Genomic DNA, 22,511 nt, shown 5'->3' with positions numbered 1-22,511 from the left:
CAGCTGCGGCCAATTTCAATGGACATCGAACAGAATGAGGCATCCCGGTCCTGGAAAACGCACCCGCCGTCCGTCTCCGGGGCTCAGCACTCGATGACGTTGACCGCCAGTCCGCCCCGGGCCGTCTCCTTGTACTTGATCTTCATGTCGGCGCCGGTCTCCTTCATGGTCTTGATGACCTTGTCGAGGGAGACGTGGTGGCGGCCGTCGCCGCGCAGCGCCATCTTCGCGGCGGTGACCGCCTTGACCGCGGCCATGCCGTTGCGCTCGATGCACGGGATCTGCACGAGGCCGCCGACCGGGTCGCAGGTGAGGCCCAGGTTGTGTTCCATGCCGATCTCGGCGGCGTTCTCCACCTGCTCCGGGGTGCCGCCGAGCACCTCGGCCAGCCCGGCCGCCGCCATCGCGCACGCCGAGCCCACCTCGCCCTGACAGCCCACCTCGGCGCCCGAGATCGACGCGTTCTCCTTGAACAACAGGCCGATCGCACCCGCCGTCAACAGGAACCGCACCACGTCGTCGCCCTGCGCACCCGAGTAGTGCAGCACCGCCGGAATGATCCCGGCCGCACCGTTCGTCGGCGCGGTCACCACCCGGCCGCCGGCCGCGTTCTCCTCGTTCACCGCCATCGCGTAGACGGTCAGCCACTCCATCGCCAGCTCGTCACGATGACCCGACGCCCGCAGCTGCCGGGCGATCCCGGCCGCCCGGCGGCGCACCTTCAAGCTGCCGGGCAGCACGCCCTCGGCGTCCAGGCCGGCCGCCACACAGTCGCGCATCACCTGCCAGATGTCCAGCAGCCCGGCGCGGACCTCCGCCTCCGGCCGCGAGGCGGCCTCGTTCGCCAGCATCAGCCGCGCGATCGACAAACCGGTGGTCCGGGTGAGCGACAACAGTTCCGCACCCGACGAGAAGGCGTACGGAATACGCGTGTGCGAATCCCGTACGCCGGAATGGTGCTGGGGGAGCACGAAGCCGCCGCCGACCGAGAAATAGGTCTTGGCCAGCAGCTCCGTGCCGTCGGCGCCGAAGGCGGCGAAGGTCATCCCGTTGGGATGCTCCGGCAGCGTCCGCCGCCGGTGCAGAACCAGATCCACCTCGACCACCGGACCGTGCGGCAGCGGCAGCCGGCCCTCGGCGTGGATGCGGGCGGCCCGCTCGTCGGCGGTCGTCACGTCGACCGTCTCCGGATCGGCGCCGGTGAGCCCCAGCAGCACCGCCTTCGGCGTGCCGTGCCCGTGACCGGTGGCGCCCAGCGAGCCGAACAACTCGGCCCGTACCCGCGTCACCCCGTCGGCACCGGCCAGACGGTCGGCGAACATGCGTGCCGCCCGCATCGGGCCGACCGTGTGCGAACTGGACGGCCCGATCCCGACGGAGAACAGGTCGAAGACCGAGACCGTCATGACACGAGCGTCGTGTAGCCGGCCGCGTCCAGTAGCTCCGGGTCGCCGGTCACGCGGAGCCTGAACAGCCAGCCCGCGCCGTACGGATCGGTGTTGATCAGGCCGGGCTCGTCGCTCAGGGTGACGTTGACCTCGATGATCTCGCCGTCGGCGGGGGCGTAGACCTCGCTCACCGACTTCGTCGACTCGATCTCGCCGCACGGGTCACCGGCCTTGACCAGCGTGCCCGGCTCCGGAAGCTCGACGAACACGACATCGCCGAGCGCGTCGGCGGCGAACGCCGTCACACCGACCGTCGCCGGCGAGCCCTCGGTCAGCCACTCGTGGTCACGGCTGTAGCGCAGGTTCTCGGGGATCATGGTCGGCTCCTCAGCGGGTACGGCGGTAGAAGGGCAGGGCGACGACCTCGGCGTCGACCCGGGTGCCGCGGATGTCGACGGCGAGTTTCGTTCCCGGTTCGGCCAGAGCGGCCGTCACCTGGGCCATCGCCACCGGATGGCCGAGCGTGGGGGAGAGGGCGCCACTGGTCACCACACCCACATCCGTGCCCTCGTGCAGCACCCGGTAACCGGCCCGGGGCGCCCGGCGGCCCTCGGTCACCAGCCCGGCGAGCAGCGTCTCCGGACCCGCGGCGGCCACCGACCGCAGCGCCGCGGCGCCCACGAAGTCCGGCTTGTCCAGAGCCACCACCCGGCCCAGACCGGCATGGAACGGGGTCGAGCGCACCGACAGCTCGTGGCCGTACAGGGGCATCCCGGCCTCCAGGCGCAACGTGTCCCGGCAGGCCAGCCCGCACGGACGGGCCCCGCGGGCGGCCGCCCACTCCCAGATCGCCGCAGCGTCGCCGGCCGAGCAGTAGATCTCGAAACCGTCCTCGCCCGTGTAGCCGGTACGGGCCAGCAGCACCTCCCGGCCGTCCAGCCGGTCCGGGCGGATGCCGTAATAGGGCAGGTCGGCGCCGGTGCCGAGCACGTCCAGCGACATCGGGCCCTGCACCGCGATCAGGACACCGGGCTGTTCGCCGACGACGCGTACGTCGTACCCGTTGGAATGCTCACCCAGCATGGCCCGCACCACCGCGGCGTTGGCCGCGTTCGCCACCACCATGAACTCCCGCTCGGCCAGCCGGTAGACCACCAGGTCGTCGAGGACCCCGCCGTTGGTGTGGCACAGCATCGTGTACTTGGCGCGGCCCACCTTCACCGCCGACATCCGGCCGACCAGCGCCCAGTCGAGGAAAGCGGGATCGCCGGACACCCGGATCCGGCCCATGTGGCTCAGATCGAACAGGCCCGCGCCGTCCCGGACGGTGTGGTGCTCGGCCAGATCACTGCCGTAGCGCAGCGGCATCGACCAGCCGGCGAAATCGGTGAAGGCCGCGCCCAGGCGGGAATGGACGTCGAACAGCGCGGTGCGTCTCACGAAGGAGGCTCCTCGATAGCGGGTCGGCCTCCCTCGCTCTGTCATGGGGCCTGAGAGGTTCACCGCCGAGGCGGTTTGCACCGTGGGCGCGGACCGCTGGCGGCGGACCGACTTTCCAGAGTCGCCTGACCGGTCGCGGTACCTGAGCCTGAGAGATTCTGAGGGAGAAGTTGCTCCTTCGGCGCCCCGCCACCAGGGGTGGGGACTCTCCCGCGACGGTTGCAGCGGCGAAGTTTTCGGTTGTGTTCGCGAACCTATCCGGCCCCCGACGGGACGGTCAAGCCGGGGCAGCCGTGGCTGCGGAACCGGGGCCTGTAGCGCCGGGGACGAGGGCTTCGCACGGATCATCGAGACCATGCTCGTGGAGTTCCTGGTCGGCCCGTGGAAGCGCTACTGGACGCAGAACCGGTTGCCCTCGGTGTCGGCCAGCACCACGAACGGGGGCTCCCGATCGTTCGGCTCCGGGTAGTAGGGCCAGTCCACCCGCTGCGCGCCGAGCATCAGCAGACGGTCCACCTCGGCCTCGAGGTCACCGTCGGCCCGGATGTCGAAATGGATCCGCGGCTGCTCCTGGATCGGGGTCTCGCTCCGATCCATGGCGATCGGCGCGCCGGCGACACCGGGCGGCGGCTCGATCACGATCCAGTCGTCACCGGCCCAGCGGGGTGGGCGGCGCACGTACCCGAGAGCCCGCATCCAGAAGGCTCCGGCCCGTTCGCAATCCTGGACACCGAGGGAGATCTGCGCGATGACCGCCATGAACCCGATCCTAGGTAGGCAACATTCGTTGCTCTCGAAGGGAAAGGCAACGTATGTTGCTCCCATGTTGGATGAACTACGCCGCCTCACCGAGACGATCGCCGAGGCGGAGGCGCGCCGCACCCAGATCATCAACCGGCTCCGGCGGGAACACGCCGCCAGCTGGGACGAGATCGGCAAAGCCTGCGGCATGACCCGGCAGGGCGCCACCCGCCGCTGGTCCAGGACACTGCACGCCGGCTCCTTCGGCAGCGCCGCCGACGCCTATCATCGCGGCCGCCCGCCCTACCCGCGCTCCGCCGTCGAATGGTCCGTCCCCCGCCCGGCCCGCCGCGTCCTCGACCTGGGCGCGGGTACCGGAAAGCTCACCCAGCTGCTGATCGAGGCCGGTCTCGACGTGGTCGCCGTCGAACCGTCCGCCGAGATGCGCGACCAGCTCGCCGCCGTCGCCCCCAAGGCCGCGATCTTCGACGGCACCGCCGAACGGATCCCGCTTCCCGACGCCGACGTGGACGCCGTCGTCGCCGCCCAGGCCTGGCACTGGGTCGACCCGGCCCGCGCGATCCCCGAGGCGGCCCGCGTGCTGCGCCCCGGCGGCACGCTCAGCCTCCTCTGGAACATCCGCGACCACACCGAGGAGTGGATCGCCCTCCTCGACAACATCCTTCACCAGCACACCCGCCAGGAGATCGACACCAACCCCGTCATCGGTACGCCGTTCGCCGGCCTCGAACGCACCGAGATCCGCTGGCGGCACACCCTGAACCGGCAGGCGCTGCTGGACATGGTCGCCTCCCGCAGCTACGTGATCGTCCTGTCCGAGCCGGAGCGCCGCGACCTGCTGGCCGGCGTGGAGGACCTCCTCGACACCCATCCGACCACCCGCGGCCGTGACGAGATCACCATGCCGTACGTGACCCGCTGCACCCGGGCACGCCTCCATCCCTGAACGGGACCGGAAATCGCTGGCCCCGTTTCGCGGCGGAGGCCACCATGTCGGCGTGAAGCAGTACCGCAGCATCGACGACCCGCTCGACGGTGCCGCCGTCGTGGTCGCCGGTCTGTTCTCGGCCAGGGACAAGCGCTACGAGGAACGACTCGACGAACTCGCCACCCTGGCCGAGTCCCGCGGCAGCCGTGTGGTGGCCCGGTTCGTGCAGCGGCGCGGCGCCTCCGACCGCTGGAACGAACGCCCCGGCGGCGCGGCCCGCATGTCGGAGCCCTTCTCCCGCCGCACGCTGATGACCCACGGCAAGGTCCGCGAGATCGCCGAGGCCTGCCGGACGGCCGACGTGGCCGCCGCGATCTTCGTGAACCCGTTGACGCCCACCCAGCGAACCGTCCTGCCCCGCCTCCTCGGCTGCCCCGTCCTCACCGCCGACGACCTGAGGCATGACTGACCGGACCTGCCGCCATCCGCCCACCAGTCCGGTCAGGCTGATCGCCGGGGCCGCACGGTTGGTGAGCGCGTCATCCGGCCCCAGCAGCAGCCATTCCGGTGAGCCGCTGCACCGGCGATCCCGCCAGGGCTGTCCCGCACAGGACGGCGACCGATGGACTCACCGGCGCTGAGAAGAGCCGTACAGGCTGACGCGGTGGTCGACGTCGTGATCGACCGGGCCGTGCCGGAAACGGGTGGGGTCCACCGGGCCGTTGCTGATGTGGACGCTCCAGCTCTCGTAGTACCAGCTCGGATTGCAGGGGCAGGTGGTGACGAGGAGACGGAAGTTGGCCCGGTACCGGCCGACCTCGCCCGGCGCCAGCGTGAACAGGCGCGACGCCGGCATCCGGCGTGGGTAGGCGACGCACCCACCGGCCGAGCGCGAGACGATCAGCCGCCCGTCACGGCGCATCAGCCGCACGCCCGGGTCCCGCTCACTGTCCGCCAGCACCTCGTCGTGCGGGCGGTAGCCGGTCGCTTCGTCGAACAGCACCTCGTGGGCGACCACCTCGCCGGGCGGCAGTGGATCGGGTAGAAGCACCGGACGGTCCAGGCCGCGGCGGGCGTTCGCCTGTGCCGCGCCGCGGGACGCGGGGCCCCAGCGCACCCGTACCCGCTGAACGGTCACCATCCGCCCACCCTGGCAGCCGATACCCCCGTACCGCCAAGGGTTTTTGAGATCATCGCGGGGTGAGCGTGGACGGATTCTGGAACCTGGTGGATGCGGCCCGGGCCTCGGTCGAGGACCCGTCGGACGGTGATCAGGTGGGTGAGCGGGCGCGGCGGCTGCTCGACGAGCTGCCGCTGGAGGAGGTGGCCGAGCTGGCGCGGGCCGAGTGGGAGCTGCGGGCGCGTTCCTACCGGGTGGATCTGTGGGGTGCCGCCTATCTGATCAACGGCGGATGTTCGGACGACGGCTTCGAGTACTTCCGCGGCTGGCTGATGTCGCAGGGCCGGGAGGTCTTCGAGCGGGCCGTCGCCGATCCGGACACCCTCGCCGGCGTGCCGGCAGTCCAGGCAGGGCAGGATCTCGAGTCGGAGGAGATGTTCGGCGTCGCCAACCTCGTCCACTGGGAGCGCACCGGCGAGGCACTGCCGGACCGGGCGGACTATCCGGCGCTGCCCGAGTTCTGGGACTTCGACGACGATGACGAGGTGCGCCGCCGCTTCCCGCGCCTGAACATCATCCTGGACTAGAGTCGGCCCGGTCACCGCCGGCCACTCGGGCCATCCGCAAGCATCAATGTAGATCTTGAGCAGTCGTCGAACAGCGCGATCTTGAGCGATCGTGGTCATCCGGATGTATCCGATCACCCAAGGTCTTCCAGGTGAAATAGATCATGGACGATGATCTTCCGCCGGATAGCAACCAGGAATCAAGATCGGCCCGACAGCTGCCATCGACCAAGATCGCCGGCGAGTCGGGATGGGGCCACAGCATGCCTGGCGAGCACCACCGCGACCACCCACCCGGAGCGAGCGGCAGCACATGCGAGGGTGTCCGACCGATCTGCGCCCGGCGGGGGCGGCGCAGGCGGGAGTGGGCAGCGAGAGGGGCCGAGCCGGCGGAACGGCCCTGATAGGAACGGGACGAGGACACGCGTACAAAGGAAAAGCTGGAAGCGAAACGCGGATCTCGACCAGAAAGGCCTCTTTGCGTGAAGTGCGTGACGTGTGGCGGGGAACCGCCCTACGGATGTCCCGAGGCCGTCGGTGACCACGCCGGCCCTTCGGAGGCAAGACATCGATAAGCGTGGATATGTGCGGCCTGGCGGGGAAGAGTGAGGCGCATGTCCACGAGACGCACGATCCTGGTGGCGGGCGCGGCGACAGCCGCCGGCGTCGCCGTCCCCGGCACGGCCGCAGCCTCCGCCCCCGACCGCGAGCTGCGACGGATCCTCCGCGAGATCGACCACCGGCGGATCGAGGCGATCGTCCGCGAACTGGTCTCCTTCGGCACCCGGCACACCCTGTCGGTGCAGGACGACCCGAACCGCGGCATCGGCGCGGCCCGCGACTGGATCTTCGCCGAGTTGCAGGGGTATGCCGCCGCCAGCGGCGGCCGGATGACCGTCGAGCAGCAGTCGTTCATCCAGCCGGTCTCACCCCGGGTTCCGGCGCCGACCCGGATCACCAACGTGATCGCCACCCTGCGCGGCAGCGTCACCCCGGAACGCGTCTACGTCGTCACCGGCCACTACGACTCGCGGGTCACCGACGTCATGGACGCGGTCAAGGACGCCCCGGGCGCCGACGACGACGCCTCCGGCGTGGCGGTGATCATGGAACTGGCCCGGGTGCTGGCCACCCGGCAACCGGAGGCGACTCTCGTTTTCGCGGCGGTCGCCGGTGAGGAACAGGGACTCTACGGCTCCGACCACATGGCCCAGCGGTACAGGGACGCCGGCGCCGACATCCAGGGCATGTTCAGCAACGACATCGTCGGCACCGGTGACGCCCACGACGGCACCCGCAACGACCCGCGTACCGTCCGGCTGTTCGTCGAAGGCGTACCCACCTCGGAGACCGCCGCCGAAGCCAACGTCCGCCGCAGCGTCGGCGGCGAGAACGACGGCCCGTCCCGCCAGCTCGGCCGCTTCGTCAAGGACGCCGAACCCGACGGAACGAACGTCCGCGTCATCTGGCGCCGCGACCGCTACCTGCGCGGCAGCGACCACATCTCGTTCCTGCTGCGCGGCTATCCCGCCGCCCGCTTCACCGAGCCACGAGAAAACTTCAACCACGAACACCAGGATGTACGGGTGGAGAACGGCATCCAGTACGGCGACCTGCCCGAGTTCTGCGATTTCGCCTACATCGCCCGCGTGACCCGGGTCAACGCCGCCGCCCTCTGGTCGCTCGCCCAGGCGCCCGGCACCCCGAAGGGCGTCGTCATCGACACCACCCGGCTCACCAACGACACCACCCTGCGCTGGCAGCTCGGCACCGAACCGGACCTGGCCGGCTACGAACTGGTGTGGCGCGAGACGACCGCCCCCGACTGGCAGCACACCCTGCCGGTCGGCAAGGTCGACACGGTCACCGTCGACCTCTCCAAGGACAACGTCTTCTTCGGCGTACGAGCGGTCGACACGACCGGCCACCGCAGCCCGGTCGCCGCCCCGAAACCGTCCTCCTGACCCTCGCCGCGGGCGTTTCCCTGATAGCGTCCGGGTGCGGGCCGAGAGGCGCTGCGACGGATGGACATCCGCCACGCTCGGCTCGCGCCTGGTCGTAAGGGCGCCTCCCACCGGGAGGTCGCCCGCGCCACGGGTCCCCGGTGGACGACACGCACCGTGAGGGACGGACGTCATGGCACGGGACCTGACCGACTTCATCGCCGACCTGCCCAAGGTGGAACTGCACGTCCACCACGTCGGCTCCGCATCGCCGCAGACCGTGGCCCGCCTGGCCGAACGGCACGCCGGCAGGACGTCGGTGCCGGCCGACCCGGCACTGCTCGCCGAATACTTCACGTTCACCGACTTCCCGCACTTCATCGAGGTGTACCTGTCGGTGGTGGACCTGATCCGCGACGCCGAGGACGTCGCGATGCTCACCTACGACATCGGCGCGAGCCTCGCCGCCCAGTCGGTCCGGTACGCCGAGGTCACCCTCAGCCCCTACTCGTCCATCGAACGCGGCATCCCGGCCGAGGCGTACTGCGAAGCGGTGGAGGACGCCCGCCGCCGGGCCGCCCGCGACCACGGCATCGAGCTGCGCTGGTGCTTCGACATTCCCGGGCCGCCCTGGGAACGGGCCGCCGACGCGACACTCGAGATCGCGCTCAAACACCGCCCGGAGGGGCTGATCAGCTTCGGGCTCGGCGGCCCGGAAGCCGGGGTGTCACGCGCCCGGTTCGCCGGACACTTCGCCGCCGCCCGGGCGGCCGGGCTGCACAGCGTGCCGCACGCCGGCGAATCGACCGGCCCGCAGAGCATCTGGGAGGCGGTCCGGGAACTCGGCGCGGAACGCATCGGCCACGGCATCGCCGCCGCCCAGGATCCGGAGCTGATGGCCTACCTGGCCGAGCACGCCATCGCGCTGGAGGTGTGCCCGACCTCCAACGTGTGCACCCGGTCGGTGCCGTCGCTCGCCGAGCATCCGCTGCCCGCGCTGGTGGCCGCCGGCGTGCCGGTGACCATCAACTCCGACGACCCGCCGATGTTCTCCACCACCCTCGACCGTGAGTACCAGGTGGCCGCCGGCCTGCTCGGCCTCGACGAACACGGCGTCGCCGAACTGTCCCGGCAGGCGGTGCGCCACTCCTTCCTCGACGCCCCCGGCAAGGCCGCACTCCTGGCCGAGATCGACACCTATGTCACCCACCGGAAACCGTGACGGCGCCGCCCGGTCACCAGATCCGGCGGTCGAGGACCTGGCTCTGAGCCGTGGCGGCCGCACACGGAGGACGCCACGTGCGCGGCCACCACGCCAACAGGCCAGGTGGGCGACCACGACACCGCGACCGCGTGGGCTCACCGACCCGCGCGGAGCCGTGACCACTCACCCGGGGTGACCGAAAGCTGCGACAGGTCCGGCCGGGCCCGCCCGGCCAGTGATCCGCGCCCGGCGGGCGCGGCACAGGCCGGGGCGGGCTCGCTGTCATTGCGCGGCGCGGAGTTCGGCCTCGCTGCGCAGGATGCAGAACTCGTTACCCTCCGGATCGGCCAGGACCACCCAGCCGCCGCCGTCGGGTTTGCGCCGGTCGGCGACCTGGGTGGCGCCGAGTTCGAGGAGGCGGGCCAGTTCGGTCTCGCGGCCGTCCTCGGTGGGCCGCAGGTCGAAGTGGATCCGGTTCTTGATCTGCTTGGCGTCGGGGACCTCGATGAACAGCAGCCTGTGCCGGCCGTCCCGGGAGAAGATCATGCACTCCACGTGGCCGGGCAGGTTCGGGTCCTCAGGGTCCTCGACGTAGTCGAGAACGTTCTGCCACCAGCGGGACTGCGCGTACGCGTCGAGGGAGTCCACCGTGGTGTGCGAGATGAAGGCGGTCATCACTTGATCTTCGCAGATCCCGGGATCGGCTGCGTGATCGTGGATGCGGTGGTAGCGGGGAGGGATCTCCGCAGTGGAGGCCGGCGCTGATGCTCTGATTCACTGGGCGGTATGCCGGACGACGACTGGTTCCCGACCGCGACCGCACCGGACGGCGCCGTCGCCGGCTGGGCGTCGCTGCGCTGCTGGACCGAGCAGGACGGCGGGTGCCGGACCTGGGCCGGGCGACCCTACTTCATCCCGCGTACCGAGGAGGGCCTGAAGGGGTGGCTGCGCCGTCGGACCGCAAGCCGCTGCGCTGACGGGCCGCCTCGATCTGCGGGGCGTGCTCGACAGCCCACTCGCCGATCGCCACGATCAGCGGCAGCAGCGAACGGCCGAGATCGGTCAGGGCATATTCCATCCGGTCACCGGCCGGCCGCCGGCTGATCAGCCCGTCGCCCTCCAGAGCCCGCAGCGTACGGGTGAGAATGCGCCTGCTCAGCCCCTCGACCGTACGATCGAGCTGGTTGAAACTGCGCGGCCCGTGCTGGAGCACCGCCAGCAGCAGCACACTCCACTTCTCACCGACCCGCCGCAGGATGTCGGTCGCCACACAGAGTTCACGATCGGCCGAGGTCACGGGCAGGGGCAGGACCGGTGACATGAATGTGCCCTCTTTCCGGCGGAGTCCGGGCCGCCGACGATGCCAGTATGCGCACAGCGGTCATCGCGGGCGGGACCCGCGGCATCGGAAAGGCTCTCGCCGACCGGCTCGCCACCGGCTGGAACGTGATCAGTATCGGTAGCGCCGACGCCGACCTCACCTCGGTGAAGGAGACCCGGGCGCTGATCGCCCGCCTACCGGAGAGGATCGACGCCCTGGTGCTGTCGGCCGGGCGGTTCTCCCCGCGCCGGATCGTCACCGCCGACGGCTTCGAGCAGTCGTTCGCGATCAACGTGCTGGCCCGCTACCTGCTCGCCGACGGGCTCCGGCCGGCCCTGGAACGGGCGGGGCAACCGGTGATCCTCAACCTGTGCGGTGTCGGCGGCATCCCCGGCGGCCGCATCCACTGGGACGACCCGCACCTCACCGACGGCTACCGGATGTTCCGGGCGATCCGCCAGGGTGCACGGGCCAACGACCTGCTCGGCGCCGGCTTCGCCGAAAACTACCCGGACACCCCGATCCGGTACGTCCTCTACAACCCGCTGTTCGTCGACAGCGGCATGCACCGGCACCTGAACCAGCCGGCGCGCGCCCTGCTCGGGGTGACGGCGGCACTGTTCGCACAGAAGGCGACCGCGGCCGCCGTACCCCTGGAGAGGCTGCTGAACCACCCACCCACGGCGAGCCTGACCGCGTTGCGCAGGAACGTCCCGATCCCGCTGCCGGGAGCCGCCGGCGCGGCCCGCCTCTACGCCCTGCTCGCGAAAATGATCTAGGGGAGGACGACGCAGCGGCGGCAGCGTGCCTCGTAGGTGTAGGTGCCGTCGTCCGGCAGAGCCGTCGACGGGGCCAGCTCGCGGATCATCGGCTTGCCGTGCTCCAGCACCTGCGTGTGTGTGGCGTCCAGCGACCGGCACACGTCACACACCGCCCGCCGGTAGATCACCTCGGCCGGCGCCAGCTCGAACAGCGCACGCACCGGTGCGAACAGTTGACCGCGGTGATCGAGGTCGATCCCGGCCACGACCACCTTGATCCCGTTGCGGACAGCGGCCCCCAACACATTGATGTCGTCAACAGTGAACATGTGGATCTCGTCAACACCGATCACCTCAACACCACCGTCAGCAGCACCGGCCAACGTGTGCACCTTGACCGTCTGCAGGCTGCCACCGGAACGTGACGTCACCGCCGTGTCCCGGCCGTGACGTACGGACTGGTAGACGCGGTGCGGGATGCCGGCGTACTGCAACGGGGACAGCAGGCTGATCATCTCCAGCGACTTGCCGCCCTTCATCGGGCCGAGGATCACGGTCAGGTCCATGCTCTAGACCGTCCCATGATCCTCGCCGTCGAAGGACTAGGGCCTGTCCGGTGGACCACGCCGCAGCCCTGGGTGATCCATCAGATACGCCCTGGCACCGGCCCCCGGACGGCAGCCGTCAGACCTGGGCCAGGATCCGGGCCAGCTCCGCTGGGCGGGTCAGCATCGGCCAGTGCCCCGAGTCGATGTCCACCAGTTCGACGTGCTTCGCGCGGGCCACCTCGGGCGCGTCGCCGCTGTCGATCCAGCCGCGCGCCTGCTCCGGGGAGAACTCGGGACAGACCACCACGATCGGGATGTCGAACCGGCGGTCGTCACGCAGCCGCACCGTCCCACCGGTCACGCCTTCGGGCACCGGGATCGCCGCCGCGGCGAAGGCGGCCCGCGCGTCCGCGTCGATGTCGGCCGAGTCCGGCCCCTCGAACGCCTCCCAGCCCGGGAACCGCACCGCACCGTCGGTGGGCGGGATGAACGGGAAGTACTGCTGGCCGTCCGCCCACGGGAAACCGCCGATCAGCACCACCTTCGCCACCTTCTCCGGCCGGGCGTCGGCAGTCATCCACGCCAGCGAGCACGCCCCCGAGTGGCCCACCACCACGACCGGCCCCGGCTCCGCGTCGACGGCCGCCAGCACCGCCGCCACCTGGTCGTCCAGCGTCGCCGCCGCGTTCCCGTCGCCCTGTCCGGGCAGCGTCACCGCCACCGCGTCCTTCAGATTCGCGACGACGCCGTCCCACGCCGACGCGTCCAGCCACAGTCCACCGAGGAGAAGAATCCGATTCGTTGTCACCGGTTAAACCTATGATGGATTCCGGACGATCAACGTCCTGATGCTCAGTCGAAGTCGTAGACCGTCGTCGGGATGTCGCGTTCACACAGCGACGCGACGACCATCGGCTCGATCCGTTCCCACTTCCCGCCGGACAGGCCACACCCGATCCGCGGCATATGCACCGACGCGCCCAGCTCCAGCGCATGCGCTGCGACGCTCTCCAGGCACTTCCCGATCGCCTCATAGCGCACCGGCGGCCCACCGCTGCCCGCCCTCAGACCGTGCTGGCCGACCATGTTCGCCACCCACAGATCCGGCTGGACCTGCACCAACTGCGTCGCCCCGAGCCCGAAATCGTTGCCGGCCCGCTCCCGGTGCCAGCGCCGGAACGCGCGTTCCGGCTCCGGCCACCGCTTCGACAGCGCCAGCACGAACCCCTTGCCCCACCCGCCGAGATCATTGCTCACATGCGCGATGATCTTCGGACCCTTCGCCTGCGGGCTGGTGGCGTCACCCTTGACGATCCGCAATTCCAACATCAACAGATCTTCGCGTACGGGTGACGAGCACCGCGATCGGAATAGCCATGATCAGCAATCCCTGCCGGCCGCTCAGCCCCGTCAACCACCCGTCGATCCGCGGTTCCGCCGCCTGACCGGCTACCACGGCAACCCGAACGAGGGCATGAGGAACTCATGCGCCGACTGTCACAATCGGTCCACCCGTCTCGTCCAGTCGGCATGTCCACTGCCCACATCGTTCTCACCGCCGTCGCCGCCCTGTTCAACGGCAGCGCCGCCACGTTCTACCTGATCGGCCACGAGTACCCGAAAGCACAGGCCGACATGAAACGCATCCCACGCAGGTACGTGCCGGTCCTCGGATCCCTGCTCGCCGCGGGAACGGCCGGCCTTCTCACCGGCTTCGCCGTACCGGTGATCGGTCTTCTCGCGGCCGTCGGCCTGGTCCTCTATTTCAGTGGAGCGCTGATCGCCCACCTCCGCGTCGGCTCCCGCAACCTGATCGGCTGGGCCGTCTTCTTCGCCACCAACGTCGCGACCCTGGTGGTTACAGTGCTCCACCTATGACGATCACCGACCTCTATCTGGTCCGGCACGGTCTCGCCGACGACGACGGCGATCTGTCCCCGCTCGGCAGCGAACAGGCCGACCGTGCCGGCCGGCGCCTCAGCGCCGTCACCTTCGACGCGATCCACCACAGCGCACTGCCCCGGGCCGCCGCCACCGCCCAGATCATCGCCGGACACGTTCCCGCACCCCGGCACGCCTGCGACCACATGCTGGACCGGACCCCGTACCCCTCGGACCGGTCGGGATATCCGGAGCGCTGGCGTTCCTGGCTCGACGGGGTGCCCGTCGGAGAGCGCGATCCGGACGCCATCCGGCTGCGGGCCGCCGTCGCGCAGCTCGGCGTCGTCGGCGACACCGACCGGCGGGAACTGCTGATCACCCACAACTTCGTGATCGGCTGGTTCGTCCGGCACGTGATGGACGCCCCGGACTGGCGGTGGATGAGCCTCTACCAGGAGAACTGCGCCGTCACCGTGCTGCGCTGGTCCAGCGGCCGCCCACCCGCCATGATCAGCTTCAACTCGTGACTGGATACCGGGTTATAGCATCGGCGACAGTCGAATCGCGGAGGCGACCATGCGCAGACTCCCGCCACGATGGTTCATTCGAACGGCCTGGGCCGTGCACCGGGCCCTCTACCGGATCGGTGGGGCGCGGTTTAGCCTCAACCAGCCCAAACCCCAGACCTACGGCCATTTCCGGCTGACGACCATCGGCCGCCGCAGCGGGGAGCCACGGTCCGTCATCCTGGGATATTTCGAGGACGGCGACAACCTCGTCACCCTCGCCATGAACGGGTGGGGCGCCCCCGAACCCGCCTGGTGGCTCAACCTCCAGGCGCACCCGGACGCCGAAGTCGAACTGTCCGACGGCCCCCGCCCGGTCCACGGCCGCGCCGCCGTCGGCGACGAACGGGACCGGCTCTGGGACCGCTGGCGCGAAATCGACGACAGCCTCGACGAGCACGCGGCCCGGCGTCCCACCCCGACCGCGGTGGTCGTTCTGCAACGCCGGACCGCCTGAGACTCAGCCACGCGGCCCGGCGTCCCACCCGGTGGTCGTTCTGGAACGCCGGCCTGAGACTCAGCGGCGCGGCCCGGCGTCCCACCCGGTGGTCGGGCTGGACGCCGGACCGCCTGAGACTCAGCGGCGCTTCAGGGCGAAGACACCCCAGCCCAGGTAGCGCCGCTGGTAGCGGACATAGTTCAGCGGCGCCGTGTCCAGCTCCGCGCGGAACGCGGCGGCCAGCTCGTCGTCCGGATTCTCGTCCAGCCATGCGCGGACCGTGAACCACTGGGCGGCCACATACCGGTCCCAGCTGTCCTCGTCGGCCAGCACCATCTCCACCAGATCCCAGCCGTACCCCCGGAACGACTCGACCAGGCCCGGCAGGTCCCCGAAGTCCTCCCGAGAACCGGCGCCGCTGCCCTCGACCGCGACCTGATCCGGCGGATCCTCCCGCCAGAACGGCTCGCCGACCAGCAGCAGGCCACCCGGCTTCACGCTGCGTTCCAGCAGCGCCAAGGTCCCCTCGACACCGCCGCCGATCCAGGTCGCCCCGACACAGCAGGCCACATCGACCGGCTCGGCGGCGACGAAACCGGAGGCGTCACCGTGGGTGAACGTCAACCCGTCCTCGACACCGAGCTCGGCGGCGCGCGCCACGGCATTGGCGATGAAGGCGGTGCTGATGTCCACACCCGTACCGGTGATGTGGTGTTTTTCGGCCCAGGTGCACAGCATCTCACCGCTGCCGCAGGCCAGGTCCAGGATCGACATCCCCGGCCGCAGCCGGATCGCCTCCCCGAGAACGGCCAGCTTGGCGGGTGTGAACGGGTCGTGAATGCGGTGATCCCGCTCCCGGACGACGAAACTACGTGGCAGATCCACTTCTACGATTCCTCACGTCGGACTCAACGATGATCTGAACGGAACCGACGCGAACACGCATAGTAGCCACCCCCGGAAGTCGTAGAAGGCCCACAACCTACCCCGCTCGATCGGCCCTATGATCGGCGACATGCTGGGGGTGCATTTCGCGATCACCGCGGATCAGGAGAAGGCCCTGCTCGACGCGGACGGCGACGACGACGCGGTCGGCGAGCTGCTCGGGGACATCGAGGAGAACTGGGACGACGACCAGCTCAAGGTCGACACCGACAAGGACTGGGACGAGATCCACCGTTGCCTCACCGACGGCAGCCTCGACCCGGACGCCGGCGACTACCCGCTGTCACACGCCATCCTCGGCGGTCACGGCATGCACGACGATTACTACGTCGTGTACGTCGACGCCACCCAGGTCCGTGACGTGGCCGCCGCGCTGCGCGACATCGACCGGGCCGGGTTGCGCCGACGATTCGACACCCTGCTGCCCGGCAGCGACTACGACGGCCCGCTCGGCGACGACGACTTCGCCTACCTCTGGACCGATTTCGTCGATGTCGTCAACTTCTACCAGCGCGCCGCCGCCGCGGGACGCGCCGTCGTCTTCACCGCGACCTGAGCAGCCGGGAGTCACTGTGGCGAGTTGGCAGATGAATGTGGTGGCGGCCTTCACGCGGCTCGCCTACCAGCGGAAATTCATCAGCGAAGAGGCCGGGCTGCGGACGCTCGCGCGCCCGAAAGGGCCTTCCGAGCCGCCTTCGGCGATCATTCGACGGTACGAGGTGAGCACTTCCCGGACGCACGGCTTCGACCTGCACCGGGTCCGCCCGTCCGGCCCGGACACCGGGGTGACCGTCATCTACCTGCACGGTGGCGCCTACACGAGCGAGATCGTCAGCCAGCACTGGTCGTTGATCGGGCACATCGCCGCGCGTACCGGGCATGAGGTGGCCGTGCCCATCTACGGCCTCGCGCCGGACCACCAGGGCCTCGCCGCCCTGTCGTTCGTCACCGCCGTGATCGCCGACCTGGTGGCCGAGGGCCGCCGCTGCTACCTGGCCGGCGACTCCGCCGGCGGAGGCCTCGCATTGCTCGCCGCCCAAGCAGTGTCCGGCGAGGCCGGGGGAGTGGTCGGTCTGACCGCGATCGCCCCCTGGCTCGACCTGTCGATCAGCAACCCCGAGGTCGACCTGATCGAACCCCACGATCCCTGGTTGCGGCGCCCCGGCCTACGCCCGTTGGCCGCCGCGTGGGCGGGTTCGCTGCCGTTGCAGGACCCGCGCCTGAGCCCGCTCTTCGGCGACCTGTCCTGCCTGCCGCCGTTGCAGATCCTGGTGGGGACCCGAGACATCACCCTGCCCGACTGCCGCCGGCTTCGCGACCGCCTGCCGTCCTCGATCCCGCTGACCTACCACGAGGAACCGGGCGCCCTGCACGTCTACCCGCTGCTCCCGGTCCCCGAGGCCGGCCCCGGCCGCGAGGCGATAGTCACCCACATCCAGGCCGGCACCCGCATGACCCGCCCCTGACCGTGCCGGCGGTGCCGGTGCGGTTGCCGATCTGCTTTCCAAGACAGCCATGCCGCCTCCGGGAACCGGCGACATCGTCACCCCATACTGGCGGACAGATCAGGAACCGAAGCGGAGAGACATCACCTCACGGGCGGTTGTAGAGACACCATCGGCGGAGCTGGGGCAGCGCGCGGGCGTACGCCAGCTCGGTGGTGCCGGCGGTCAATGGGGCGAAGAGCTGGTGTTCGGCGGCGAGGCGTTCGGCGTCGGCCGGGCCGGTCGGCGGGCGGGAGACCTCGAAGCCGCAGGCCAGGCCGATCACGGTGGGTTCGGCGCCGTAGCGGGTGTGCCAGTCGCGGGCCGCGGCGACCAGCACCTCCGGCTTCCAGCCGCTCAGGTGGCACCAGGAGTCGAGGTAGGCGAACGCCGCCCACGGCTCCGGGCGCGGCAGCAGGACCAGGAGTTCGGGCTCGCCGTGATGCGCCACGTCGTACCGGTCGAGGTGGTAGCCCTCGTCGCCGGTGCCACGATCACGCGGCGGTGGGGCCGGGAGGACCACCCGGTCGGCCCGGGCGAGGATGTCGGCGGGCGAGTCGCGGTGCCGGTAGTCGGGTTCGAGCGCGTCCTCGGCGTCGAGCACCAGCACCGGATAGCGGTCGGGGTGGGTTTCCCTGGCCCGGCGCCAGATCCGTAGGCCGTCGCCCTTCACCGGCTGGACCAGGACCCGTTCACCGTGGACGTCGACCGGCTCCATCAGCGGCGGCGGGTGGCGATGGTGAAGCCGGAGCCGGCCGGCAGTTGCACCGACACCAGGTCCGGGTGGTTGGCCAGGGACTCCTCGACCCGGGTGACGATGGCCCGGTGCTCAGGTTCGGGGTAGCGGGCGAGGTCCATGTCGTCGACGATCAGGACGCCGCCGGGGGACAGGGCCGCCAGCGTCAGGTCGAGGCCCTCCCATTTGCCGGCCAGCGCGTCCGCGAAGATCAGGTCGAAGGTGCCCAGGGTGGGCAGCAGGGCGCAGGCGTCGCCGGTCAGGATCTCCACGAACGGCGGCCAGTCCGAGGCGCGGACCGCGGCGGCCAGGCCGGCGTCCAGCTCCACCGTGGTCACCGTGGCGTCGGTGCGGCCGGTCAGGCCGCTGACCAGCCAGGACGTTCCCACGCCGGCGCCGGTGCCCAACTCCAGGACCTGGCCGCCGGACGGGACCGCGGCGGCGAGGGTGGCCAGCAGCGGGCCGGCCGGGTCCTCGCAGGACATCGGGAAGTCCAGCTCGGCGGCACGGCGCCAAGCCGCGGCCACCAGGGCGGGCACGGGCACGGGGGACTCCTTTACAGCGCTGCAATGATCATCGGGAGGCTACCGTAAACCCCATTGCGTCCGCCGCCTTCTTAAGCGTCCGGTAATAGACCGAGTGTCGGGAGTCCACAGTGCGGGAACGTGATCTGGAAGACGAGGCCGGCACCGCCATGCGGCTGGTCCCCACCGACCCCTGGCGGGCGCGGGCCACGGCGCTGCGGGTCCGGGCCGCCGCGCGCCGGGCCGGGGACGCCGCCGCCGAGTCGGCCGCCGAACGGGTGCTCGGCCTGGCCGGGCGGGAGTCCCACAGCGTGCGCTCGGCCGCCCGGCACCTGCGGCGGGCGGTTGCCGTCGCCGACGGCGCCGGGCTTCCGGTGCACGCGGCCCGGGCCCGGATGACGCTCGCCCTGGTGCGCGCCGATCAGGGTGACATCCACGAAGCGGTACGCCTCGGTGAGGCCGCCGCCGCGCACCTGGAGGGACTGGAAGCGGCCCGGCTACGGCATCAGCTGGCCGTCGTCGCCCAGCGGCAGGGCCTGCTGGAGGCCGCGCTGCGCCAGTACGGCGGCGCCCTGACCGTCTTCCGGCGTGAGGGCGACCTGCTGTGGGAGGCGAAACTGCTGAACAACCGGGGTGTGCTCCAGGCGTACCGGGGCCGGCCGGACGCCGCCGAGGCCGACCTGGTCCGCGCCGAGCGGCTCTACCGCGAGCTGGAGCAGGATCTGGCGGTCGCCGACGTGCGCTGGAACCGGGGCTTCGCGGCCGGGCGGGCCGGCCGGATCGTCACGGCGCTCACCCACCTGGACGCGGCCGAGGAGCACTACACCGCCCACCACCTGTCCCCGGCGATGATCATGATGGACCGGTGTGACGTGCTGCTGTCGGCCGGCCTGCACGACGAGGCCCGGGACGTGGCGGCCGCCGCCGTCGCCGAACTCACCCGCCGCCGGATGGCCGCCGACCTGGCCGAGGCCCGCCTGCTGCTCGCCGCCGCCGCGCTGGCCTGCGGCGACCTGGAGTCCGCCCGGCACGCCGCCCGCCTGGCCGGCCGCGCCTTCGACCAGCAGGCCCGGCCCGGCTGGGCGGCGGTGGCCCGCTACACGCTGCTGCGCACCGACTGGGCGGACGGCCAGCGCGGGCCGGCCGTGCTGCGTGCCGCGCTGGCCGCCGCCGCCGAACTGCGCACCGCGGGATGGGCCGCCCCGGCCGCCGACGCCACCCTGATCGCCGCCCGCTGCGCGCTCGCCGCCGGCCGCACCGCGCAGGCCACCGAACTGCTGCGGCAGGCCGGACGGGCCCGGTCCGGCGGGCCGGCCGCCCAGCGGGTCAGCGCCTGGCACGCCGAGGCGCTGCTGCGGATCGCCGCCGGTGACCGGCGCGGCGCCCAGGCGGCGCTGCGGGCCGGGCTGCGGGCGCTCGACGAGCACCGGCTCACCCTCGGCGCCACCGAACTGCGGGTGCGGGCCGCCGAACACGGCCTCGACCTGGTCGCCACCGCCCTGTCGCTGGCGGTGGCGGACGGGTCGGCGCGGGACATGCTCACCTGGGCCGAACGCGGCCGGGCCGCCGCCCAGCAACTGCGCCCGGCCCGGCCGCCCACCGATCCACGGCTGGCAGCCGAGATCGCCGAACTGCGGTCGGTCGTAGCCGTTCGGGAACAGGCACTCGCCGAAGGACGCGACGCGCGCCGGCACAGCCAGCGCCAGACCCAGCTGGAACGGTCGATCCGCGAGCGCGTACGCCGTACCCGGCCCGGAGAAAGCTCGGCACACGCGGCCGGATGCGGCCCCGCGGCCCTGACCACCCACCTGGCCGGCCGGGTCCTGATCGAACTGATCAGTGTGGCCGGCACGCTGCACGCCGTGGTGCTGGCCGGCGGGCGGCTGAGCCGGCACGAGCTGGGGCCGGTCGAGCAGATCAACGCCGAGGTACGGGCGCTGCGGTTCGCCCTGCACCGGATGGCGGTGCGTGACCTGCCGGTGCGGTCCGGGGCGAACCGTCTGGACCGGATGCTGTTCGGCCCGCTGCGGGCGCGGATCGGCGACGCCGGGCTGGTGATCGTGCCGTCCGGGCGGCTGCACGGGGTGCCGTGGCGGATGCTGCCCGGCTGCCGGGACCGTGCCGTGACGGTCGTGCCCAGCGCGGCCACCTGGCTGCGGGCCGTCACCGCTGTCCCGGCCGGCGATAGGACCGTCCTGGTCGCCGGGCCGGGCCTGCCGGGCGCCGCCGACGAGATCGGGTCGCTGTCCACCAGTTATCCCGGGACGCCGGCGCTGACCGGCCCGGACGCCGCGGTGACCCGGGTGCTGCGGGCCGTCGACGGCGCCGGGCGGGTCCACATCGCCGCGCACGGCACCTTCCGCGCCGACAATCCGCAGTTCTCGGCGCTGCGGCTGGGCGACGGGCCGCTCACCGCCTACGACCTGGAGACGCTGCGCCGCCCGCCCGGCCTGGTGGTGCTGTCCGCCTGCGACTCCGGCCTGTCCACCGTGCACCGCGGCGACGAGCTGATGGGGTTCGCGGCGGCGCTGCTCGCGATGGGCGCCCGGTCGGTGATCGCCACGGTCGCGCCGGTCCGCGACGGCGCCACCCTCGAGGTGATGCTCCACCTGCACGAACAGCTGCGCGCCGGGCGGGGACCGGCGGCCGCGCTGGCCGCCGCACAGGACGCCGCCGCGGTCGATGATCCGGCCGCGGCGGCGTTCGTGTGTTACGGCGCCGGTTAGGGCGCCAGGAAGTCCGGCGGCGCGTCCAGGAAGCCGCCGTACCGCCGGAACCCGCCGGTCAGGCCGGCCTTCAGCTTCTCCGCGGCGTCCGCGGCCGTCCCGTTCTCCATGGTGCCGGCCGCGATCCGGGCCGCCAGATAGGGCGCCGAGAACGAGGTGCCGCTCCAGGCGATGTAGCCGTTCGAGACGACCGGCACCCCGCTGGCCGTGTAGTTCCAGGTGCCGGTCGGGTACGCGCAGTGCACCCCCACGCCGGGCGTGCACGCCGTGATCCAGTTCCCGGAGTTGCTGAACGACGCCGGGGCCTTCTGGCCGCCGGTGGTGTCGATGGCGGCCACCGAGGTCACCCGGCCGGCCCGGGCCGGGAAGTAGTCCTCGATCTCCGTCTCGGTGTTGCCGGCCGCGGCGACCAGCACCGTCCCGGGCGGCAGGACGTCGAACATGGTGGCGAGCTCGTCGACGCTCTCCTCCGGCAGCAGGGCGCCGCCCAGCGACATGACGACGATCTCGGCCCCGGCCGCCGCGGCCCGTCCGATCGCGGCGGTGAGGTTCAGCTCGTCGGTGACGCCGAACTGGTTCAGCACCTGGATCGACGTCAGCTCGGCGTTGGGCGCGTACCGGGCCACGATCCCGGCCACCGCGGTGCCGTGCCCGCCCATCAGGCTGATCGCGTGCGTCGCCGGGTTCTCGTAGACGGTGTCCGGCTCGTGCGTGCCGTGCAACGCGTGCCGGGCGAAGATCGGCAGCGCCAGCGACGCCGGATCCATGCCGGTGTCCAGGATCGCCACCTTCACCGGACGGCTGCCCTCCACCGGAGCTTCCGGCGCGGGAAGCGGGTAGGGGGTGGGCCGCGGGTCCGTGCCGGCGCCACCGTGCAGTTTCGGCTGGCCGGTGAAGATCCCGTTGCCGGCGAAGACGTGGTTCAGGCCGACCCGCGGACGGTCCGGACGGTTCCGCAGCCGCCGTACGATCGCCGGCGCGTCCAGTGTGGAACGGCGTGCACGGCCGTCGCCGGCGCCCGGCAGGACGAACCGGGTCACGCGGGACATGCTGCGGCCCGCCACCTGAGGGCGGCGGGCTCCCAGCTCGTTCTCCAGTTCTCCCTGGACCACCCCCACGTCGGGGGTCGCGACGAGAACCTCGTCGGCCATGTAGTAGACGTTGCCGCTCTGGCGGATACGTGGATCGAATTGCCACGGATTCGGGAATTCGGTCGGCTCGGGCATTGT

General features: G+C 71.3%; 26 protein-coding genes and 2 riboswitches. Of the genes, 12 read left to right on the top strand and 14 right to left on the bottom strand.

Annotated features, from left to right (window positions below; all coding sequences use genetic code 11):
- Positions 1-83: 83 nt before the first annotated feature.
- The 4 genes from KZ829_RS19530 to KZ829_RS19515 form a co-directional block, all read right to left on the bottom strand.
- Positions 84-1,406 carry an L-serine ammonia-lyase gene (locus KZ829_RS19530; protein WP_220145337.1) on the bottom strand — a complete coding sequence of 441 codons (1,323 nt, stop codon included), beginning with the start codon at positions 1,404-1,406 and terminating at the stop codon, positions 84-86.
- A complete protein-coding gene (gene gcvH / locus KZ829_RS19525; protein ID WP_220145336.1) occupies positions 1,403-1,765 on the bottom strand; it encodes a glycine cleavage system protein GcvH in 363 nt (120 codons plus the stop codon). The genes KZ829_RS19530 and gcvH overlap by 4 nt, the downstream gene beginning before the upstream one ends.
- Before the next feature lie 10 nt (positions 1,766-1,775).
- On the bottom strand, positions 1,776-2,828 hold the full coding sequence (gcvT, locus tag KZ829_RS19520) for a glycine cleavage system aminomethyltransferase GcvT (protein WP_308285576.1): 1,053 nt from the start codon (positions 2,826-2,828) through the stop codon (positions 1,776-1,778).
- A 126-nt stretch (positions 2,829-2,954) separates the two neighbouring features.
- Positions 2,955-3,051, bottom strand: a riboswitch (glycine riboswitch).
- A gap of 167 nt (positions 3,052-3,218) precedes the next feature.
- Positions 3,219-3,587 carry a VOC family protein gene (locus KZ829_RS19515; protein WP_220145334.1) on the bottom strand — a complete coding sequence of 123 codons (369 nt, stop codon included), beginning with the start codon at positions 3,585-3,587 and terminating at the stop codon, positions 3,219-3,221.
- Between the two features lie 64 nt (positions 3,588-3,651).
- Between KZ829_RS19515 and KZ829_RS19510 the strand changes: the two genes are divergently transcribed.
- A complete protein-coding gene (locus KZ829_RS19510) occupies positions 3,652-4,536 on the top strand; it encodes a class I SAM-dependent methyltransferase (RefSeq protein WP_246635855.1) in 885 nt (294 codons plus the stop codon).
- Between the two features lie 52 nt (positions 4,537-4,588).
- A complete protein-coding gene (locus KZ829_RS44570; RefSeq protein ID WP_220145333.1) occupies positions 4,589-4,987 on the top strand; it encodes an HflX-like GTP-binding protein in 399 nt (132 codons plus the stop codon).
- A gap of 159 nt (positions 4,988-5,146) precedes the next feature.
- On the opposite strand, the gene KZ829_RS19500 is transcribed toward KZ829_RS44570, so the two are convergent.
- Positions 5,147-5,659, bottom strand: a complete 513-nt coding sequence (locus KZ829_RS19500) for a hypothetical protein (protein ID WP_246635854.1) — start codon at positions 5,657-5,659, stop codon at positions 5,147-5,149.
- A 59-nt stretch (positions 5,660-5,718) separates the two neighbouring features.
- Between KZ829_RS19500 and KZ829_RS19495 the strand changes: the two genes are divergently transcribed.
- From KZ829_RS19495 to KZ829_RS19485, 3 genes are all read left to right on the top strand, one after another.
- Positions 5,719-6,225: a DUF4240 domain-containing protein gene (locus KZ829_RS19495; protein ID WP_308285575.1), complete on the top strand. Its 507-nt coding sequence runs from the start codon at positions 5,719-5,721 to the stop codon at positions 6,223-6,225.
- A 593-nt stretch (positions 6,226-6,818) separates the two neighbouring features.
- Complete coding sequence (locus tag KZ829_RS19490; RefSeq protein ID WP_220145332.1) at positions 6,819-8,168, top strand: M20/M25/M40 family metallo-hydrolase; 1,350 nt, start codon at positions 6,819-6,821, stop codon at positions 8,166-8,168.
- Between the two features lie 37 nt (positions 8,169-8,205).
- A riboswitch (S-adenosyl-L-homocysteine riboswitch) is annotated at positions 8,206-8,281 on the top strand.
- A 59-nt stretch (positions 8,282-8,340) separates the two neighbouring features.
- The gene (locus tag KZ829_RS19485; protein WP_220145331.1) at positions 8,341-9,369 is read left to right on the top strand and encodes an adenosine deaminase; all 1,029 of its coding nucleotides are present in this window, start codon (positions 8,341-8,343) and stop codon (positions 9,367-9,369) included.
- A gap of 264 nt (positions 9,370-9,633) precedes the next feature.
- On the opposite strand, the gene KZ829_RS19480 is transcribed toward KZ829_RS19485, so the two are convergent.
- Both KZ829_RS19480 and KZ829_RS19475 read right to left on the bottom strand, forming a co-directional pair.
- On the bottom strand, positions 9,634-10,026 hold the full coding sequence (locus KZ829_RS19480; protein WP_220145330.1) for a VOC family protein: 393 nt from the start codon (positions 10,024-10,026) through the stop codon (positions 9,634-9,636).
- Between the two features lie 235 nt (positions 10,027-10,261).
- Positions 10,262-10,672 (bottom strand): winged helix-turn-helix transcriptional regulator, encoded by a 411-nt coding sequence (locus KZ829_RS19475; protein WP_220145329.1) that lies wholly within the window; start codon positions 10,670-10,672, stop codon positions 10,262-10,264.
- 47 nt (positions 10,673-10,719) lie between these two features.
- Between KZ829_RS19475 and KZ829_RS19470 the strand changes: the two genes are divergently transcribed.
- Positions 10,720-11,451 (top strand): Rossmann-fold NAD(P)-binding domain-containing protein, encoded by a 732-nt coding sequence (locus KZ829_RS19470; RefSeq protein WP_220145328.1) that lies wholly within the window; start codon positions 10,720-10,722, stop codon positions 11,449-11,451.
- Here KZ829_RS19470 and KZ829_RS19465 read toward each other — a convergent pair.
- From KZ829_RS19465 to KZ829_RS19455, 3 genes are all read right to left on the bottom strand, one after another.
- Positions 11,448-11,999 (bottom strand): thymidine kinase, encoded by a 552-nt coding sequence (locus KZ829_RS19465; protein WP_188124545.1) that lies wholly within the window; start codon positions 11,997-11,999, stop codon positions 11,448-11,450. The two genes, KZ829_RS19470 and KZ829_RS19465, sit on opposite strands and share 4 nt — an antisense overlap.
- A 118-nt stretch (positions 12,000-12,117) precedes the next feature.
- Positions 12,118-12,789 (bottom strand): alpha/beta fold hydrolase, encoded by a 672-nt coding sequence (locus tag KZ829_RS19460; protein WP_220145327.1) that lies wholly within the window; start codon positions 12,787-12,789, stop codon positions 12,118-12,120.
- A gap of 44 nt (positions 12,790-12,833) precedes the next feature.
- On the bottom strand, positions 12,834-13,310 hold the full coding sequence (locus KZ829_RS19455; protein ID WP_220145326.1) for a macro domain-containing protein: 477 nt from the start codon (positions 13,308-13,310) through the stop codon (positions 12,834-12,836).
- A 201-nt stretch (positions 13,311-13,511) separates the two neighbouring features.
- On the opposite strand from KZ829_RS19455, the gene KZ829_RS19450 reads away from it, so the two are divergent.
- Genes KZ829_RS19450 through KZ829_RS19440 form a run of 3 tightly spaced genes read left to right on the top strand, consistent with a single transcriptional unit; the run spans position 13,512 to position 14,885 of the window.
- Entirely contained in the window at positions 13,512-13,859 is a 348-nt protein-coding gene (locus KZ829_RS19450; RefSeq protein ID WP_220145325.1) for a DoxX family protein, read from the top strand.
- Positions 13,856-14,389: a histidine phosphatase family protein gene (locus tag KZ829_RS19445; protein WP_220145324.1), complete on the top strand. Its 534-nt coding sequence runs from the start codon at positions 13,856-13,858 to the stop codon at positions 14,387-14,389. The genes KZ829_RS19450 and KZ829_RS19445 overlap by 4 nt, the downstream gene beginning before the upstream one ends.
- Positions 14,390-14,438: 49 nt before the next feature.
- Positions 14,439-14,885, top strand: a complete 447-nt coding sequence (locus KZ829_RS19440) for a nitroreductase family deazaflavin-dependent oxidoreductase (protein WP_220145323.1) — start codon at positions 14,439-14,441, stop codon at positions 14,883-14,885.
- Positions 14,886-15,005: 120 nt separating this feature from the next.
- Here KZ829_RS19440 and KZ829_RS19435 read toward each other — a convergent pair whose 3' ends face one another.
- Positions 15,006-15,752, bottom strand: a complete 747-nt coding sequence (locus KZ829_RS19435) for an SAM-dependent methyltransferase (RefSeq protein ID WP_308285574.1) — start codon at positions 15,750-15,752, stop codon at positions 15,006-15,008.
- A gap of 130 nt (positions 15,753-15,882) precedes the next feature.
- On the opposite strand from KZ829_RS19435, the gene KZ829_RS19430 reads away from it, so the two are divergent.
- Together KZ829_RS19430 and KZ829_RS19425 are read left to right on the top strand one after the other, a co-directional pair.
- Complete coding sequence (locus KZ829_RS19430) at positions 15,883-16,368, top strand: DUF1877 family protein (protein WP_220145322.1); 486 nt, start codon at positions 15,883-15,885, stop codon at positions 16,366-16,368.
- Between the two features lie 163 nt (positions 16,369-16,531).
- The gene (locus KZ829_RS19425; protein ID WP_308285573.1) at positions 16,532-17,278 is read left to right on the top strand and encodes an alpha/beta hydrolase fold domain-containing protein; all 747 of its coding nucleotides are present in this window, start codon (positions 16,532-16,534) and stop codon (positions 17,276-17,278) included.
- 127 nt (positions 17,279-17,405) lie between these two features.
- Here the strand turns inward: KZ829_RS19425 and KZ829_RS19420 are convergent, their stop codons facing one another.
- Complete coding sequence (locus KZ829_RS19420) at positions 17,406-18,014, bottom strand: DUF4253 domain-containing protein (protein WP_220145320.1); 609 nt, start codon at positions 18,012-18,014, stop codon at positions 17,406-17,408.
- The gene (locus KZ829_RS19415; protein WP_220145319.1) at positions 18,014-18,577 is read right to left on the bottom strand and encodes an O-methyltransferase; all 564 of its coding nucleotides are present in this window, start codon (positions 18,575-18,577) and stop codon (positions 18,014-18,016) included. The genes KZ829_RS19420 and KZ829_RS19415 overlap by 1 nt, the downstream gene beginning before the upstream one ends.
- A 110-nt stretch (positions 18,578-18,687) precedes the next feature.
- On the opposite strand from KZ829_RS19415, the gene KZ829_RS19410 reads away from it, so the two are divergent.
- Positions 18,688-21,282, top strand: a complete 2,595-nt coding sequence (locus KZ829_RS19410) for a CHAT domain-containing protein (RefSeq protein WP_220145318.1) — start codon at positions 18,688-18,690, stop codon at positions 21,280-21,282.
- On the opposite strand, the gene KZ829_RS19405 is transcribed toward KZ829_RS19410, so the two are convergent.
- A complete protein-coding gene (locus tag KZ829_RS19405; protein ID WP_220145317.1) occupies positions 21,279-22,508 on the bottom strand; it encodes a S8 family peptidase in 1,230 nt (409 codons plus the stop codon). The two genes, KZ829_RS19410 and KZ829_RS19405, sit on opposite strands and share 4 nt — an antisense overlap.
- Between the last annotated feature and the right edge of the window lie 3 nt (positions 22,509-22,511).

Origin of the sequence: Actinoplanes hulinensis (assembly GCF_019429605.1) — a bacterium.
Taxonomy (GTDB): domain Bacteria; phylum Actinomycetota; class Actinomycetes; order Mycobacteriales; family Micromonosporaceae; genus Actinoplanes; species Actinoplanes campanulatus.
This window is presented reverse-complemented; position numbering and strand designations above follow the sequence as displayed.

Bases quoted from the DNA above. Each gene is read 5' to 3' on its own strand.
- KZ829_RS19530 (WP_220145337.1), bottom strand. From the start codon at position 1,406: ATGACGGTCTCGGTCTTCGACCTGTTCTCCGTCGGGATCGGGCCGTCC.
- gcvH (WP_220145336.1), bottom strand. From the start codon at position 1,765: ATGATCCCCGAGAACCTGCGCTACAGCCGTGACCACGAGTGGCTGACC.
- KZ829_RS19515 (WP_220145334.1), bottom strand. From the start codon at position 3,587: ATGGCGGTCATCGCGCAGATCTCCCTCGGTGTCCAGGATTGCGAACGG.
- KZ829_RS19510 (WP_246635855.1), top strand. From the start codon at position 3,652: ATGTTGGATGAACTACGCCGCCTCACCGAGACGATCGCCGAGGCGGAG.
- KZ829_RS19500 (WP_246635854.1), bottom strand. From the start codon at position 5,659: ATGGTGACCGTTCAGCGGGTACGGGTGCGCTGGGGCCCCGCGTCCCGC.
- KZ829_RS19490 (WP_220145332.1), top strand. From the start codon at position 6,819: ATGTCCACGAGACGCACGATCCTGGTGGCGGGCGCGGCGACAGCCGCC.
- KZ829_RS19485 (WP_220145331.1), top strand. From the start codon at position 8,341: ATGGCACGGGACCTGACCGACTTCATCGCCGACCTGCCCAAGGTGGAA.
- KZ829_RS19480 (WP_220145330.1), bottom strand. From the start codon at position 10,026: ATGACCGCCTTCATCTCGCACACCACGGTGGACTCCCTCGACGCGTAC.
- KZ829_RS19475 (WP_220145329.1), bottom strand. From the start codon at position 10,672: ATGTCACCGGTCCTGCCCCTGCCCGTGACCTCGGCCGATCGTGAACTC.
- KZ829_RS19470 (WP_220145328.1), top strand. From the start codon at position 10,720: ATGCGCACAGCGGTCATCGCGGGCGGGACCCGCGGCATCGGAAAGGCT.
- KZ829_RS19465 (WP_188124545.1), bottom strand. From the start codon at position 11,999: ATGGACCTGACCGTGATCCTCGGCCCGATGAAGGGCGGCAAGTCGCTG.
- KZ829_RS19455 (WP_220145326.1), bottom strand. From the start codon at position 13,310: ATGTTGGAATTGCGGATCGTCAAGGGTGACGCCACCAGCCCGCAGGCG.
- KZ829_RS19450 (WP_220145325.1), top strand. From the start codon at position 13,512: ATGTCCACTGCCCACATCGTTCTCACCGCCGTCGCCGCCCTGTTCAAC.
- KZ829_RS19445 (WP_220145324.1), top strand. From the start codon at position 13,856: ATGACGATCACCGACCTCTATCTGGTCCGGCACGGTCTCGCCGACGAC.
- KZ829_RS19440 (WP_220145323.1), top strand. From the start codon at position 14,439: ATGCGCAGACTCCCGCCACGATGGTTCATTCGAACGGCCTGGGCCGTG.
- KZ829_RS19430 (WP_220145322.1), top strand. From the start codon at position 15,883: ATGCTGGGGGTGCATTTCGCGATCACCGCGGATCAGGAGAAGGCCCTG.
- KZ829_RS19420 (WP_220145320.1), bottom strand. From the start codon at position 18,014: ATGGAGCCGGTCGACGTCCACGGTGAACGGGTCCTGGTCCAGCCGGTG.
- KZ829_RS19405 (WP_220145317.1), bottom strand. From the start codon at position 22,508: ATGCCCGAGCCGACCGAATTCCCGAATCCGTGGCAATTCGATCCACGT.